Source organism: Syntrophomonas sp. UBA1041, from assembly GCF_002316705.1.
In the GTDB taxonomy this organism is placed as follows: domain Bacteria; phylum Bacillota; class Syntrophomonadia; order Syntrophomonadales; family Syntrophomonadaceae; genus DTU019.
The window spans coordinates 1-15,131 of the sequence record NZ_DCEA01000083.1; the positions used below are offsets into that span (position 1 = coordinate 1).

The 15,131-nt window shown below is 44.2% G+C and carries 15 protein-coding genes; 11 read left to right on the forward strand and 4 right to left on the reverse strand.

The window, feature by feature from the left end; translation table 11 throughout:
* Positions 1–519: PLP-dependent transferase (locus B2633_RS12260; protein ID WP_483170973.1), on the forward strand; the 519-nt coding region annotated here is incomplete at its 5' end.
* A 432-nt stretch (positions 520–951) separates the two neighbouring features.
* Here B2633_RS12260 and B2633_RS12265 read toward each other — a convergent pair.
* A complete protein-coding gene (locus tag B2633_RS12265) occupies positions 952–1,455 on the reverse strand; it encodes a CarD family transcriptional regulator (protein WP_483170974.1) in 504 nt (167 codons plus the stop codon).
* A gap of 649 nt (positions 1,456–2,104) precedes the next feature.
* On the opposite strand from B2633_RS12265, the gene B2633_RS12270 reads away from it, so the two are divergent.
* From B2633_RS12270 to B2633_RS12280, 3 genes are all read left to right on the forward strand, one after another.
* Complete coding sequence (locus B2633_RS12270; protein WP_483170975.1) at positions 2,105–2,428, forward strand: gamma-glutamylcyclotransferase family protein; 324 nt, start codon at positions 2,105–2,107, stop codon at positions 2,426–2,428.
* 74 nt (positions 2,429–2,502) lie between these two features.
* Positions 2,503–2,874, forward strand: coding sequence for a hypothetical protein (locus B2633_RS12275; protein WP_483170976.1), 372 nt, complete (start codon positions 2,503–2,505; stop codon positions 2,872–2,874).
* A gap of 215 nt (positions 2,875–3,089) precedes the next feature.
* Positions 3,090–3,293 carry a hypothetical protein gene (locus tag B2633_RS12280; protein WP_483170977.1) on the forward strand — a complete coding sequence of 68 codons (204 nt, stop codon included), beginning with the start codon at positions 3,090–3,092 and terminating at the stop codon, positions 3,291–3,293.
* 374 nt (positions 3,294–3,667) lie between these two features.
* Here the strand turns inward: B2633_RS12280 and B2633_RS12285 are convergent, their stop codons facing one another.
* A complete protein-coding gene (locus B2633_RS12285; RefSeq protein WP_483170978.1) occupies positions 3,668–4,054 on the reverse strand; it encodes a hypothetical protein in 387 nt (128 codons plus the stop codon).
* 436 nt (positions 4,055–4,490) lie between these two features.
* Between B2633_RS12285 and B2633_RS12290 the strand changes: the two genes are divergently transcribed.
* A complete protein-coding gene (locus B2633_RS12290; RefSeq protein ID WP_483170979.1) occupies positions 4,491–5,897 on the forward strand; it encodes a methyl-accepting chemotaxis protein in 1,407 nt (468 codons plus the stop codon).
* A gap of 8 nt (positions 5,898–5,905) precedes the next feature.
* Positions 5,906–7,579, forward strand: coding sequence for an EAL domain-containing protein (locus tag B2633_RS12295; protein ID WP_483170980.1), 1,674 nt, complete (start codon positions 5,906–5,908; stop codon positions 7,577–7,579).
* Between the two features lie 72 nt (positions 7,580–7,651).
* Here the strand turns inward: B2633_RS12295 and B2633_RS12300 are convergent, their stop codons facing one another.
* Entirely contained in the window at positions 7,652–8,227 is a 576-nt protein-coding gene (locus tag B2633_RS12300; RefSeq protein WP_483171019.1) for a DUF5662 family protein, read from the reverse strand.
* 400 nt (positions 8,228–8,627) lie between these two features.
* Between B2633_RS12300 and B2633_RS12305 the strand changes: the two genes are divergently transcribed.
* Positions 8,628–9,527 (forward strand): RluA family pseudouridine synthase, encoded by a 900-nt coding sequence (locus tag B2633_RS12305; RefSeq protein ID WP_483170981.1) that lies wholly within the window; start codon positions 8,628–8,630, stop codon positions 9,525–9,527.
* A gap of 9 nt (positions 9,528–9,536) precedes the next feature.
* On the opposite strand, the gene B2633_RS12310 is transcribed toward B2633_RS12305, so the two are convergent.
* On the reverse strand, positions 9,537–9,614 hold the full coding sequence (locus B2633_RS12310) for a hypothetical protein (RefSeq protein ID WP_483171020.1): 78 nt from the start codon (positions 9,612–9,614) through the stop codon (positions 9,537–9,539).
* 558 nt (positions 9,615–10,172) lie between these two features.
* Between B2633_RS12310 and B2633_RS12315 the strand changes: the two genes are divergently transcribed.
* The 4 genes from B2633_RS12315 (at position 10,173) to B2633_RS12330 (ending at position 15,085) form a co-directional block, all read left to right on the forward strand.
* Complete coding sequence (locus B2633_RS12315; RefSeq protein ID WP_483170982.1) at positions 10,173–11,318, forward strand: DUF3798 domain-containing protein; 1,146 nt, start codon at positions 10,173–10,175, stop codon at positions 11,316–11,318.
* 113 nt (positions 11,319–11,431) lie between these two features.
* A complete protein-coding gene (locus B2633_RS12320; RefSeq protein WP_483170983.1) occupies positions 11,432–13,018 on the forward strand; it encodes a sugar ABC transporter ATP-binding protein in 1,587 nt (528 codons plus the stop codon).
* On the forward strand, positions 13,005–14,036 hold the full coding sequence (locus B2633_RS12325; RefSeq protein WP_483170984.1) for an ABC transporter permease subunit: 1,032 nt from the start codon (positions 13,005–13,007) through the stop codon (positions 14,034–14,036). The genes B2633_RS12320 and B2633_RS12325 overlap by 14 nt, the downstream gene beginning before the upstream one ends.
* A complete protein-coding gene (locus B2633_RS12330; protein WP_483170985.1) occupies positions 14,033–15,085 on the forward strand; it encodes an ABC transporter permease in 1,053 nt (350 codons plus the stop codon). Before B2633_RS12325 ends, B2633_RS12330 begins: the two co-directional genes overlap by 4 nt.
* Positions 15,086–15,131 lie beyond the last annotated feature (46 nt).

Sequence of the window (15,131 nt, forward strand, 5' to 3'; positions counted from 1 at the left end):
GCTTATGTGGCCAAAACCAGGGTGCAGCTGCTGAGGGATACCGGCGCTGCCTTGAGTCCATTTAATTCATTTCTTTTCCTGCAGGGTCTGGAGAGCTTGTCTTTAAGGGTGGAGCGTCATGTCGGCAATGCCCTTAAAATAGCGGCATGGCTGAATGATCATCCTCTGGTTGCCTGGGTTAATTATCCCAGCCTGCCCGGCAACAAATACTATGATCTGGCGCAGAAATATCTGCCCCGGGGGGCCGGTTCAATCTTTACATTTGGCATCAAGGGCGATATAGATAAAGCCAAACGGTTTATCAATAATCTGGAACTTTTCTCTAATTTGGCCAACGTTGCCGACGCCAAGTCACTGGTAATTCATCCCGCCACTACGACCCACTCGCAGCTCAGCGAAGAGGATCAAAAACTGGCCGGGGTGACCCCCGATCAAATAAGGTTATCAATCGGGATTGAAGATGTGGAAGACCTGATTTTTGACCTGGACAATGCCCTGAAAATTGCAGTAGGGGAATAACAGCAGCTCTGCCGAGATCATAATTTAAACAAAAATCACTTAAGCCGTTAACATTTGTTAGTTAAAATTTGTTAACGGCTTAATTCAATCTAAGCGCTTTTAATACTCTCTTCAACATGTGCTTTGCTGAAGGAGGTTGGCTAAATCCCTGGGGATCGCCCTGGGTTTTCTACTTGATTTCCACCTGGGCGGCAAATAGTCTTTCCCTCTGTTTACTCATCCTCTTGCCCCTTATCACTCTTCAGATACTCGCATTTTCTCTCTAGCTATATATGGCCAATTTGGACAGGTTAAAGCTATCAAGGAATAAAAAACCATGATTCTTTAACTCCCTTATAATAATATTATCCTCAAGGTTTTTGATTACCAGTTGTTATAATATGTGAAGGATAGGGCTCACATGAAGGATTTTACAGCAGGGCGTTTTTACACTTATGAAGAGAGGTGTTCGAGAATATAAGCGACGACCTCGTCGGGTGAAAGGTCCAACGCCACTGCCAATTCCTCATGTAATTGCTTTTCAGCAGTTTTCATTATCTGTTCATCTGTACTGGTTATGTTTTTGCCTTCAACAGATCTGGCTTCTTTCTCATGATATAGCGTTTTGATAAGTCCTATCAGTTCTTCGCAATTTCCGGTTTTAAGAATGGTTTTAAAATGCAAGCTTCTTTCCCGGTTATCCTCTATCCAGACGGGTTCTTTTTGCGTCATCTTGGCCATCAATGCTGCAGCCTCTTGCTTGGTGATGACTTTTCTTATCAAAATTTTGGGGTTATTCAGCGGGGTCTTAATAATCATATTGTTTATATTGTCATATACAGGGCGCAATACATAGTAATCGGTTTGATCGTTGTTGGTATCCTTGACTTTTTCAATATCAATAATCTGGCATACTCCGGTTAAACCGTAGACCACATAATCATTCACTTTGAACATAAACATTTCTCCCTTGCTGCGTTGTTCAAACAGCATCATTAGATATGAGTTGCGGAAAAAAAATAGACTCGACAACAGGATTTACGTCATCGAGACTACACGTTGTTATTTAATTATACCAACAAATTAGCCTTTAGGCTAATGAGGATCCTCATGATCAGGATAGAGCAGACCGGCAGAGAGGAGCAAAACGCCGTAGATAGCGGTTTCGGTGGATATATGGATACCGGCATCGACATGGGATCATACGCAGATTAGCCCGTTTGGTCGGAGTGGGAATAGGGGTTAAAGACCTGCGTATGGCGCGTTATGCAATTGAGATATTCGAATTTGAAACAGCTGTTATTTCTACACCTGCGGCAGCGTGATATGGGAAGCAGAATGTCTTCCCGCTTCTTGCGAATCTACCTAAATGTACCCAGCTGTTGCGGCATAGTATTGTCCGGAAATAAATGTCTCCGCCTTCTGCATCCCTGCTTTTTTCATGCGAGCCGTTTAAGACTACTGAATCCTGTCTCTGAACTATTGCTTCGGGAGGATACTGGAAGCAAATAGGGAATATTGTAAATATTGTCCCGAGAGTCTCAGGCTATTGCAATACAGGCTCAAGATCAGGGGATGGAACTACAAAAGACAGGAGTGTGTTTAGATGCTTAAGATATTTGTGTACGGCAGCTTTGTGACCGGTCGCCGTTACAACCAATATTATCTGGGAGGAAAGACTCTTCTGGGCAAAGCGGTTGCCAATGGCTATAACAAATATATCTTCGGCGCCGTGGATGGCATGACTGCTGAAGAAGGAGAAATCGTAGCGGGTGAAGTGTATGAGATTGATGAAAAAACCCTGGCCAAGATGGACTTTTTTATGAACGAGGGCACTATGGTGACCAGGAAGACGATAGATGTAGAGCTGGAAAACGGCGAAACTCTACAGGCCGACACCTACATCTGGAACGGTTCAGTCAGCAAATGAGCCCCGATGATGTGAGCCGGGCTAAAGCGGAGGATGAACCGACCACGAATTGCTTTGCGAAAGGGGGGAGTCGCATGGAAAGCCTTAAAAGAATATTCCTGCTGGGATTAATTCCAATAACGATTATTATATCGACACTACTAATGGGCCATTTCCAGACGATATATCGTCATACCTTCAACTTTGTACCTTTCGGTGTCACCTTTGTTGCAACCTCCGTAATATTGGGGATATTGCTCGGACTCGACCATATGAGCTTAAAAAATAACACCTTGAAACATGTAAAGATTGATTGGATGAGGTTGTGCATCTTGGGAATCCCGGCACTTTATTTTCTCGTCCTGCCAATGACTCCGGCTCCTATGGTCTTTAGAGGAACTGAGATCCTTTACTATATGGGGGGCATCCTGCTGGGATATTCATTTGTAACCAGTATAAGAAAATAATCTTCTTCAAGACGCAAGCAGGCCGGTTCGTCTATGCGCCATAGCCTTTGCTGTACCCCTACGCGATTTTGGCAAACTTGTGCCCAGTGGGCTTTCTGGCAACCCCGATGACAAAGATAAGAAGCAACCAGACAAATAAAATGACCATGAGAGGAGTCATTAAACCATATGCTATAATGAAATTAAATTCAGGTCTTTATTCTATTTGATAGAAGGTGTTAAGGTATGTCAAGAACTTATTCAACCCACAGGACCGCGACTGGAAAGCAAGTTTTGACTATTCAAGACGCCCAGAAACAAGCAAAAGAAATGAAGGGCTTCAGAAAAAAATTAGTAAATCTAAAGCGGCAGCTAGTTCATTTCTTCAAGCAACTGGAATGTATGATAAAAACGGCAAGCTCAAGAAAGAATATAAGTAAAGATGTATTCGACTATGTATGCTTCTTTACCTAATTTCATTATAGGATTTCATGGATGCGATAAGAGTGTAGCCGGCGATGTTATTAATGGTAATACTACATTAATAGCCAGCCAAAATGATTATGATTGGTTAGGGCATGGGATTTACTCTGGGAAAATAACCCCAATAGAGCATTCGAATACGCACAGATGCTAAAAGACAACCCCGGACGTACCAAAGGGATGGTAAATAAACCTGCAGTTGTTGGCGCTATTATAGATTTGGGTTATAGCTCCCCAAAAAGCTGTTTTTTCATGAACGAGTTTTTTATATGTGCCGATCTTATCACCCCAATATACAGTTCTGATTGAAACTATGTATTATGACTTAATACTATTTTATCGCTTTTATTGGCTCGGTAGCTGCTGTATCATACTCTTTGGGAGTCTCATCCTTTTGAGAAGACGTAGGAGTGATTACTTTTTTTCTTTGTGCGAAGTCGTAACCGCCGGTTGCCGTCATGGTAACGAATATTGCATTCAGAAAAACCAGATATAAGCCGCGCCAAGTGAAAGATCCGTTTGCTATTTGATAGGAGAGCAAAGTAGCAAAGGCAACCAGCGCTGTCAAGTATTTTGTAGAAATTCGCTTGATCCCCGGTATTTCCTTAATGAATTGAACTATAAGCATAGTTGCAATAACGACGCCCATAAATTGTCCCAAAAAGTCCCATGTAATAAAAGAATCAATAACCATATTGATAACCCCGCCTTTAAACAAAAATCAGCTTCAACCTCATTAAATACTACACCTTTTCACCATTATTTAACATATTAGTCAATATAAATGTACGATTCCTCTTACCTCTCTGAATTGACCATGGGTTTGCATACAAAGATCAAACCTATCCCTTCATCTGGTTTGCTTGCCGACACCCTTGTTTACACTCTTTTTACTTCACGTTTACCAACTAATAACCCAAATAAAGCCATTATGTTACCTTCATAAGTTAGAATTTCTACAACATGGCAAATTATGTCGACAAGAGGAGGCTTAAGAACTTGATGGGCATTAATATTTTTTAGGAAACCAAAGATCAAACTATCAGGAGCGCAATTATGGTCTCAGCCAATTTATTGTTGGAGATAACGGACAAAGAATTAAAGCCTACGGCAGCTTAACAGAATTTCCTGCCAGCAGCCTGGAATTAGAGCAGATGCTTGCCAATAAGACGGGCTTGATGGACACCAATTACCAGCAAAAGCGTTATACCATAGCCTATGCTTTTTCCTTGGAGAGAAAAGAACTCATTGCCCTGGCCCTTTCTCAAGACGAGTACTTGAAGCCGGTTTATGATTTGCGAAATATGATGTTCATGATTGGTTTAATTGCGCTACTTTTTGCTTGTGCCGCCGCATGGAGGATTATCATTAGTATTACCAAGCCGATTAACGACATGATGGATGCAGTTCAAAGCATTGAGTCAGGACAGCTTGACAGCTACATTCCTCAAAATGGCATACCGCTTGAACTTTCCAAATTGGGCCATAGTTTTGACAGCATGCGCAAATCATTGCAGCATTTTTTATCTCAAATCAATGCAACCGTTAAGACCCTGCAAAACAGCAGCTGCGAACTGGACGGCACCGCACAAAAACTCAAACAAGAATCAGATCATGTCACCGCCACCATGTTTCAAGTCAGCAAAAACGTTAAGAAACAAATGGATTCTGTGGAAGCCACCCGGCAGCTTATTAGTGGTTTAAAGGAATCGGCGCATGAAATTAATCATCGCAATCTTACATCAGTGGAGATTAGCCAGGATGTACTAAGCATGTCTGAACAGGGGCGAAACTCGATAGGTGAGGTAATCGAAAAAATGGATGGAATCTGTGATTCCGCCAAACTAATTGAAAGAGCATTTGAACGATTGGAAGAAAAACTGCAGCAAACTTTGTCCATCAACACATCTATTGAAGGCATTGCCGGCAATACAAAAATGCTGGCCTTAAATGCAACCATAGAAGCTGCCCGGGCGGGGGCGTATGGAAAAGCCTTTGCAGTGGTGGCTGAAGAAGTAACTCAATTTTCTTTGGAAACACAAAACTTTTCTATACAGACAGCCAAAATAATCAGTCTGGTGGTTCAAGAATTTTCCGATCTCAGAAATATCTACAAACAGATGTATGGGGAGGTAATAAGCAGTTCAGAGGCTGCCGCATATTGTGGACAGACTTTTGAACAAATCAACCAACATATCATTAGAAACAAAAATGGCATTGAAAATGTAGCTGAATCAATCAAGTCGATACTATCACTTGCCATTAGAGTCAGCGATGAAGCGGAAACCATCTTGGCCGAGTCGCTAACTATTGACAACAGCATTTCCGAAATGACGCAAGCCGCCTTAAAGCAAAAAAGTTACGCCGCTTCTACACTTGAGCATTCTGCGAGATTAGCTGAACTGGCTCAGATATTACAAGAATTTATGAATTCTATTAAGATTTGTTCTACGACTTCAGTCTCCACCATTGAAACTGAACAACTATTATCGAATGAAGAGCCATTCGAAATTGTGGCTTCCCATAATTCGGAGGAAGAAGGAGCAGTATGGCCGGCCTAATTAGACAGATGAATCATGTATTAAATTATTTTACGCCCAATCATACCCAGACTCCGCATACCAATGACAGGGTGACCGATTTGCCAACTATGGTTACCATGTTTCCTATTATCGAGTACCAGTTGAGCAAAACAAAATTAGGTCTTATCTATCTGGATATTGAGAACTTTAAATCTATAGAAACTTTATATGGCCGCGACATCTGTGATAAAGTGCTGGGAAAAGTAGCGAACACTTTGCGTGACTTACCGGTGTGTTTTGGCGGACCCCGGCAAAAATTCGGGGTGTGCAGCCTGGGAGGGGACGATTTCCTAATCTTTGTTGATGCTCCTGACCTGGTCAGCTACGAGCAAGAGTACATCAATATGAAGGCTTACTATGAAGAAGAACTCAATCATTCCATCGAATCCCTGGAACTGCATAAACGTCTTAGTCTGCATATTGGATATACGGATATTCAGAACCGACGTGGCGCCCATGTTGAATCATTGGTTTATCAAGCTCAGAAAGAGGCCTCCTTCGCGGCCAAGCATTATATTAATGCTAAAGAGCATTCAGACTGGCAATTGATGCGAAAAATCATTAACAAGCAACAGATCAGAAGTGTTTACCAGCCGATTGTCTCATTGAAGACAGGCGACATCAAGGGATATGAAGCTTTGTCAAGAGGGCCGGAGGGAACCATTTATGAATATCCCAAACAGCTTTTTTCCGCTGCCGATAAATACAAATGCTTACTGGAATTAGAGGAATTGTGCAACAGCCTTGCCATTACCAGGGCGGTAAATGATTTAGGAAAGAATTATCTGTTTCTAAACATTAATCCAGTCGTTCTGAATCCGGTTAACTATCGTCAGGCTCATATCCAGGAGGTTCTTCGTAAAAGTGGGATTGATTTCAGTAGTGTTGTCTTGGAGTTGACTGAAAGAAGTGAAATTAAAAACTTTGATGAACTCCGCGAAACTATCCGCTATTATCGCAGTTTGGGATTCTTGATTGCCATCGATGACGCTGGAGCCGGTTATTCCAGCTTGCAGGCCATCGCTGAATTGAATCCGGAGTTTGTAAAAATTGACATGTCACTGGTGAGAGACATTGACAAGATACCTATTAAAAGGGCTCTGATGGAAACATTTATAGACTTTTGTTCAAAAATAAACGCTCATATTATCGCCGAAGGAATAGAAACATTTGAAGAGTTAAGAGCCCTCAGCAATAGCGGTTGTGAATTCGGACAGGGATTTTTCCTAACCCGGCCAGGCCCCATGCGATCTGAGATCCCAGTGGCGGTGCGCAGCCTGATACAGCTTTGTTACACAGAAAATCGAAGTAATCCATATTCCTCCCAGAAGAACGTAGGGGAAATCGTAGACTATAACCAGTATATTACCCCGCAGGTTTTGGTGGAGCAGGCCAAGGATTCAAATCCACTTACCGGACTGCCAGGCAATCGCTGTATAACCCAGCGCATCATGAATGAATTAAGTACTAATGAACGTGAATTTATGATTCTCTACTTTGATTTGGATAGTTTTAAAGCCTTCAACGATCATTTTGGGTTTGAACATGGAGACAGGGTCTTGGTATTTTTGGCGCAAATGATTACCAATATGGTATTACAGCGCGGTAATGCGGAAGATCTCAAATTCGGGTTAAGTCCCAGATCCGGCCCAATACGATAACATTCCGGATGGGGAAAAAGAAATCAAAGTCAAAAAAGTTAAGCCGCAATAACAGCAAAACACAAAACTTATTTATAAACCCTGGAAATAATACCTGCAATTGACTGCTGCTGCCGATTCGTTGATCCTGTCCAGGGAATCCGTTATTCTGCTATTATAAAGCAATTGTTCAACCTGACTCCGTGTAGCGGGGTGCAGGATTATTTTGTGTTTATTGGCATGATACCAGGCCAAGGTATCGGCTTGACCCTGAGCAAGACCAGCCCCCCGCCAGTCAGCAACCATTTCTTTAACATATTTTTCAGGCATAGGGAGAACCCTGGGACTATTGTCATCTCCATGCAGAATCCACCACTGCCAGTGATGGCGATTCCGTTTTTGGTGTTTGAGCCATGCCAATGTGGGTTCGAGAGCCTGACTTCCGCGGTATTGGCCGCTAACCTGATTCTGATAATAGTTTGCGTAGGCAATAAACTCACCGGGGAGGAATTTGCTGATATCGTGCAATATCCCCAAAAAGGGAATGCCATACCGGCAGCACTCTAGAAAGACATACCATTTGTGACGAACCAGATAATTAAAAAAAATCAGGTATTTCGTATACTTCTCCTCCCTCCGGCATTGCCGCGTCCTCGGCTTACGTTTCAGCTACTAATAATATTTTCGCCTATTATGGTTATAGAAGTATTGATCCTGGGTAAATATAAATATCCGGCCATGTAAAATAATTGTAAGAGTAAGCAAATATTATATTGCCTGCCTTCAAAGCCGGCATACTCTGGCCAGTAAATGCTGCAATTGTTATCCCTTACCTCCTGCTTAGGGTTAAGTAGACTATTGCCAGACAGACCACCCTTACCTAGATTGCGGTTGCTTTTCCGGGCTCAGCTCCGCCCGCCCCACGGGACTTAAAATCCCGTGAGGCTCAAACCCCGTACCGGTTCGACCCCGGTTTCGGGACCACTACGATAAGAAAGACCGAGAGTTTTGACTCTCGGGTTTATTTTTATATAATGGATTTACTGCTATTACAATGAGGAGGATCTCTATGAAGACTTCCCGCCATGGAAAGCCAGGCAAACCGCCAACTCGATTGGAGGTATCGGAGCCAGCGGAGTTGATGGAGTTTCTAATAGGAAAAATGCCTTCACAAGCCCGTAACAATATTAAATCCCTATTAACCCACCGCCAGGTTCAAGTAGATGGAGAAGTGATTTCTCGCTATAACCATCTCCTGCAAGTGGGGCAGGAAGTAATGATTCACTGGTCGCTGATAAGGGATGAGGGGTCGGACAGAGGCTTAAAGATCCTATATCAAGACTCGGAAATAATCGTTATTGATAAGCCGGCCGGATTGTTATCCATCGCTTCAGACCAGGAAAAGGAGATCACCGCCTATCGGCAAGTAAGGGACTATGTAAGTGAAGCTGACCCGGAAGAGCGGATCTTCATTGTTCACCGTTTGGACCGGGATACCTCCGGAGTCATGATGTTTGCCAGAAATGAAAGCATTAAGCATGTGTTGCAGGATTCATGGAAAGAAATTGTGATCGATAGAGCCTATGTTGCAGTCGTGGAGGGCGGGATCAGTGATAAGCAAGGCACTATAAAATCCTGGTTAAAAGAAACTAAGACAAAGCTGATGTACTCCAGCGGCAGGGAAGGGGATGGACTGGAAGCCGTCACCCATTATAGAGTACTGCAAACCAATGCCAAATACTCACTGTTGGAAATCCGGCTGGAGACGGGGAGAAAGAATCAGATACGGGTTCATTTGAAAGATATGGGACATAGCATCATTGGTGACAAAAAATATGGCTCTACAACCAACCCTATCGGGCGGCTGGGATTGCATGCCCATATATTAGCCTTCAAACACCCCGTATCCGGGCGGGTGATGCGCTTCGAAACTGAAGTGCCCAAGAAATTTACCAGCTTGTTTCGATAGAGTCATAGACTAGGCCAGGATTTCTAAAAAGGCATTGATCCTGGTATTTATCTGTCCCGTGTCTGCCTGCGAATAATCTGTTTCCAGGCAAAGATATTATTTCTGCATAGCGGCGCCAAGACGTCAAGGCCGGATAGTGTGCTAATAAAATGGCATACTATCCAGGCAGCTTGAAAGACATATCTCCTGTTGTATAGGGGTTTTCCAGCGGGTCATTTATACATTTATGGCACATATAAACGGGAACTACACATCCGCAGCCGTGACCAAACAAGTCATAAAAGCAACAGTCATTACACAACGGCATTCCGCATCCCTGGCATTTTAGGGTCGCGGTCTGTTGGCAAACCTGACATATCATGTACATCCCCCCTTGCTATCATTATATATCCTCGGTTCAATTCAAGCACCAAAAAGCCAGCTGGGTTACATAGCTCTTAATAAAGTATAACTGCAAGTAATTAGACAGATAAAATTTGCTAATATATAATGTGATGGAAATAGTAGCAAAAACATAGCATAAATAATCATGTCGAAAAATTTGGAAGCAAATCGTTATACATTGATATTAGGGGGTATGAATACAAATAGCGGTTTAGTAAATATAAGTAGCCGTTCAAAGGAAGCATTGGGGAGGGAAAAGAATTGAAAAAATACATATCTTTGTTATTAATGATTCTAATAATGGCCACTTTGGTGGCGGGTTGTAGCAATGCAAGCACTACAACTGTTAAAGAACAAACAAACGATTACAAAATCGGCGTGGTTACTCCAACATTATCCACCAGCGAAGATGAGTTCAGGGCTGCCGATGTGATGGCCAAAAAATACCCCGATATAGTCAAACACATTACCTTGCCAGAGAATTTCTCCACCGAGATTGAAACCGGATTGAGCCAGATCACCTCACTGGCCGATGATCCCAAAATGAAAGCCATCATTGTGATATCCGGGCAGGCCGGATTACTGCCGGCCCTGCAGAAGGTGGAAGAGAAAAGGCCTGAGATCATAACCATGACTGCTCCCATCTGGGATGACCCGGCCTTGATGTCCAAGTACGTGGATGTCAACCTTGACACCGACTGGGTGAGGAGAGGCGTTGCTATTGCGCAAAAAGGGCACGAAATGGGTGCCAAAACGATGATTCACTATTCATTCCCCACTCATTTAGCTAAAGAAGTGATTTCCCAGAGGAAAGATTCCATGGAGAAGACATGTAAAGAACTGGGGATGCAGTGGGTCGAGGTGGTCACTCCTGATCCCCAGACCGGGGATGGAACCGGGCCCATGCTGCAATTCCTGCGGGAAGATGTTCCCCGGCAGATCGACAAATATGGACCGGATACCGTTATATTTGGTTCAAATTGTCCCATGTACGATGTGATCATTGACGAAGCCTTCAAATTAAAATTTATGGTCGTGGAGCAATGCTGCCCGACTCCTCTTCAGGCCTACCCAACCGTTTTAGGCTTGCAGATTTCGGAGGAAGATGCCTGGGATTTCGCTAAAGTAAACGGTATGATATCGGAAAAAGCCGCTGCTGCCGGAATGACAGGCAGACTGGGCGGATGGCCCATGCCGGCAACGGTATTCATGCCGGAGTTCGGAGTTGAACTGGCTAAGAAAATGATAGAAGAACCCAACTTTAATTACAAAGATGTTGATGCTCTGAACCAATACGCCAAAGAAGTCGCCGGCAGCGAAGTGAGTTTCAGCAAGTTTAAAGCCACGGAAGACGGCGCGGAGTATCCTAATTACTTTGTAATGATTATGAAGACCATTCTCTATTAAGCGCAAATTGAAAAAAATGCAGGCTGTCGTATATTTTATAACGACAGCCTGTGTTCTTTTTCCATATCGGCCTTGATGCTCACTGAAAAATTATCAATGCACATGGGATAACAATGACAAACATGCTGGAGATTAAACATCTGAATAAAAGCTATAATGGGATTCCGGCTTTGAGCGATATCAATCTGTCCATACCGGCCGGTGAAATACACGGCTTGGTGGGGGCCAACGGCTCCGGTAAGACGACCCTGATGAACATCTTGTTCGGTAATCCGATTATAGAGGCAAGCGGCGGATATGAAGGCGAGATTTATTTTTGTGGTAAAAGAGCAGCTTTCAAAAATTGCGGCCATGCGATCCAACAGGGGATCGGAATGATCCACCAGGAATTCGCCTTGATTCCTGATATGACAGTAGCGGAGAATATCAAGCTGGGTCGTGAAAATACCATGCCCTTCACCAAGCGGCTGTTTGGCCAGTCCTTTTCTTTTATCGACCGCAAGAAAGATGATGCCGGCGCCCAGCGAACCCTGAACAAACTGGGGATCGATCTGAATGTGGGGTTGAAAGTCATTGATCTTACCAGCAATCTGAAACAATTTGTGGAGATTGCCCGGGAAATCCACCGCACTGATTTGAAACTGCTGATATTGGATGAGCCGACAGCTGTGCTTAGCGGCAGCGATGGTTTGAAATTGATCGGGATCTTAAAGGAAATGTCCGACCGTGATATCGGAATATTATTTATTTCTCACCGCCTGGAAGAAATACAGCATGTCTGCGATAGAGTCAGCGTTTTGCGGGATGGCCGGCTTGTGGCCCAGTATGAAAAAGGAAGCATCTCGATAAACAATCTGGCCAAGGACATGATTGGACATTTAGTGGAAAAAGCAGCGGCAAAAAAAAGAGAGATTGGCAATAAAACTATTATCACATTTAAACGGTTTGCGGTAGAAATGCCCGGCGAAGCCATCAGAGACCTGGATCTCGATGTGTATGAGGGCGAAATATTGGGTATAACCAGCCTGTCAGGCCATGGGAAACTGGCATTGGGTTACGGAATGATGGGAATGTACCCGGTAAATGGAGAAGTGTCTTACCGAGATGAGAAAATAGCCAGGATGGAGGCCAGGGGGAATATCATGAACGGCATGTATTTACTGCCCGATGACAGACAAGAGCTGGGTATCATGGCCGACCAGTCAGTGGAGCACAACATTGTTTTTACCGGCAACCAGGTGAAAAATATGTTCATCAGGGAATCTTGCGGTTCTTTTTTAGGATTTATCGACCGCCACAAAAGCCGGTCGCACGTTAATAAAATGATCGAGGATTTTGACATTAAGTGCAGCTCGGTTAAACAAAAGGTAAAAGAGCTGAGCGGCGGCAACCAGCAGAAGGTCTGTGTTGCCAGGGCCCTGACCGTCGATCCGCAATTATTGTTTGTGGCCGAGCCGACCAGGGGCATCGATATCGCCGCCAAAGAAAAAATACTGAATATGCTGATTGAGATCAACCGCACCAGAAATACTACCATCGTTATCATGTCGAGTGAATTGGATGAATTGAAACGGGTATGCGACCGGATTGCGGTTATGGTGGAGGGGAAAATCTTTAAAATCTTATCCTCTGATTCATCCGATGTGGAGTTCGGGCTGGCTTTGTCCGGTGAAGAAGGTGCGGAATATGAGCCATTATAAGCTGAAGCTGCCGCAGATCATTATTTCCCTTTTTTTATTGCTTTTAGTGGTTATAGCTTCTGCCTTGCGGATGGACTTGACAGCTTTGCTGAACCAATCCATAGTCAAGCTGGTGATGAACGGGGTCCTGGTGCTTTCCCTCATACCCATGCTGAATGTGGGGGCGGGGATGAATTTCGGCCTGCCGGTAGGTATTATCGGCGGGTTGCTGGGGATGTGCCTGGCGGTTAATTTCAGGATGACCGGGTTTTATGGTTTTTGCATGGCCTTGCTGTTCAGCCTGGTTTTTTGTATGCTCCTGGGCTGGATCTATGGTTTGATCCTGAACCGGGTCAAGGGCCGGGAGGAAATCGCCGGCATATTCATCGGCTTTTCCTTTATACCTTTGATGAACTATTTTTGGACCCTGGTTCCCTTTAAAAACCGGGAAATGCTTTATCCCATCGGCGGTCAGGGCTTGAGACCCAGAATTAGTCTGGAAAACTATTTTAATCATGTTTTGGATGACCTGGGGGTTATAACCGTCAGCGGCATAGAAATACCTTGCGGACTCTTGGCCTTTTATGCGCTCGTCTGTGTGTTTTTGTATCTGTTCTTTTTGACCAAAGCCGGTCGTGCTGCGATTGCCGTGGGAGAAAACGAATCATTCGCCAGGTTATCGGGGATAAATATTGCCCAAACCCGTCTGATCGCCATCATTATTTCCACTGTTATCGCCGGTTTTGGCATTTGTGTTTATGCCCAGAGCTATGGTTTTATACAGCTTTACGACGAACCCCTGTCGATGGCTTTCCCTGCCATAGCGGCCATATTGATCGGCGGCAGCACCGGCAAAAAGACCTTTATCTTCGAAGCCGTATTGGGCGCTTATTTGCTGCAGTCCATTTATCTGCTCACCGTGCCCATAGCCAATGCCATATTGGTGCCGGAGCTCACCGAAATTTTGAGGACTATGATTACCTATGGCATAATCCTGTATGCCCTGTTGATAAGAGAAAGACGAGGGGCGAGCCAGTGAGAAAGCGGGAAGGCAGCCCGATATTTAATAGCGAATATGTGGTGCCAATGGTGTTTATCGCGGTTTCATTGTTAGCCTGGCAATTTTCCGGCCTCACCGGCAGTTTTGTCTTCAATCAGGTGCTGAACCGGTTTATCCGCGACGGGATCCTGGTTTTATCACTGATCATTCCGGTGGTGGCCGGCATGGGACTCAATTTCGCCATTACGGTAGGGGCCATGTCCATGCAAACCGCATTATTGATCATGATCGCTTATCGAGTTGAGGGTTTGACCGGGATACTGCTGGCTATTATTCTCGGTGTGCTTATGTCGGTTTTGATGGGATATGTGATCGGGGTTATTTTGAACCGGGTAAAAGGGAAAGAAATGATCACCACTATCATTATCGGTTTTTTGTTCAATAGCGTCTATCAGCTCATATTTTTAGTGGGGTTCGGAAGCGTTATCCCGGTTTTAAATGAGGAAATAATTCTTACCCGGGGGATTGGAGTAAGAAACACAGTGGATCTGGGTATGTACCGCAATACCATCGACAAGCTGTGGCTGTTTGAAATCGGCAATTTGGAAATACCCTTTTTCATGATATTAGTAGTGCTTATATTTGCTGCCATGATATTTTACATTTTGCACACCCGCTTCGGGCAGGAGGTCAAAGCCATAGGTTCCAGCACCCAAACCAGTGAAGTGCTGGGGATCAATACCCAGGCAGTAAGAATAAAAGTGATCATCCTCTCCACCGTCCTGGCAGCCCTGGGCCAACTGGCATATTTACAGAACATCGGCATGTTTGATGTCTATACCGCCCATCTGACCAACGATATCATCTCCTGTGCGGCTCTCCTGGCCGGTGGGGCCAGTATAAAGCATGCCAAAATCAGGCATGCTCTGGTGGGGGTATTTCTATTCCATACTCTGTTTATCGTTTCGCCCCAGGCCGGACAGAATTTATTTCATAATGCGGCACTGGGGGAATATTTCCGCAGTTTTGTGGCCTATGGCACAATCGCGTTTGCTTTGATTATTAATGTTAGAAATGAAAATAATTAACGGGAGCCCGGCAAGAACTCCCGAATATCAGGCTTAGTGGCAGGGG

Excerpts from the sequence above, each read along its gene's own strand:
- B2633_RS12265 (WP_483170974.1), bottom strand. The coding sequence starts at position 1,455 with ATGTTCAAAGTGAATGATTATGTGGTCTACGGTTTAACCGGAGTATGC.
- B2633_RS12270 (WP_483170975.1), top strand. The coding sequence starts at position 2,105 with ATGCTTAAGATATTTGTGTACGGCAGCTTTGTGACCGGTCGCCGTTAC.
- B2633_RS12275 (WP_483170976.1), top strand. The coding sequence starts at position 2,503 with ATGGAAAGCCTTAAAAGAATATTCCTGCTGGGATTAATTCCAATAACG.
- B2633_RS12290 (WP_483170979.1), top strand. The coding sequence starts at position 4,491 with ATGCTTGCCAATAAGACGGGCTTGATGGACACCAATTACCAGCAAAAG.
- B2633_RS12295 (WP_483170980.1), top strand. The coding sequence starts at position 5,906 with ATGAATCATGTATTAAATTATTTTACGCCCAATCATACCCAGACTCCG.
- B2633_RS12305 (WP_483170981.1), top strand. The coding sequence starts at position 8,628 with ATGAAGACTTCCCGCCATGGAAAGCCAGGCAAACCGCCAACTCGATTG.
- B2633_RS12320 (WP_483170983.1), top strand. The coding sequence starts at position 11,432 with ATGACAAACATGCTGGAGATTAAACATCTGAATAAAAGCTATAATGGG.
- B2633_RS12325 (WP_483170984.1), top strand. The coding sequence starts at position 13,005 with ATGAGCCATTATAAGCTGAAGCTGCCGCAGATCATTATTTCCCTTTTT.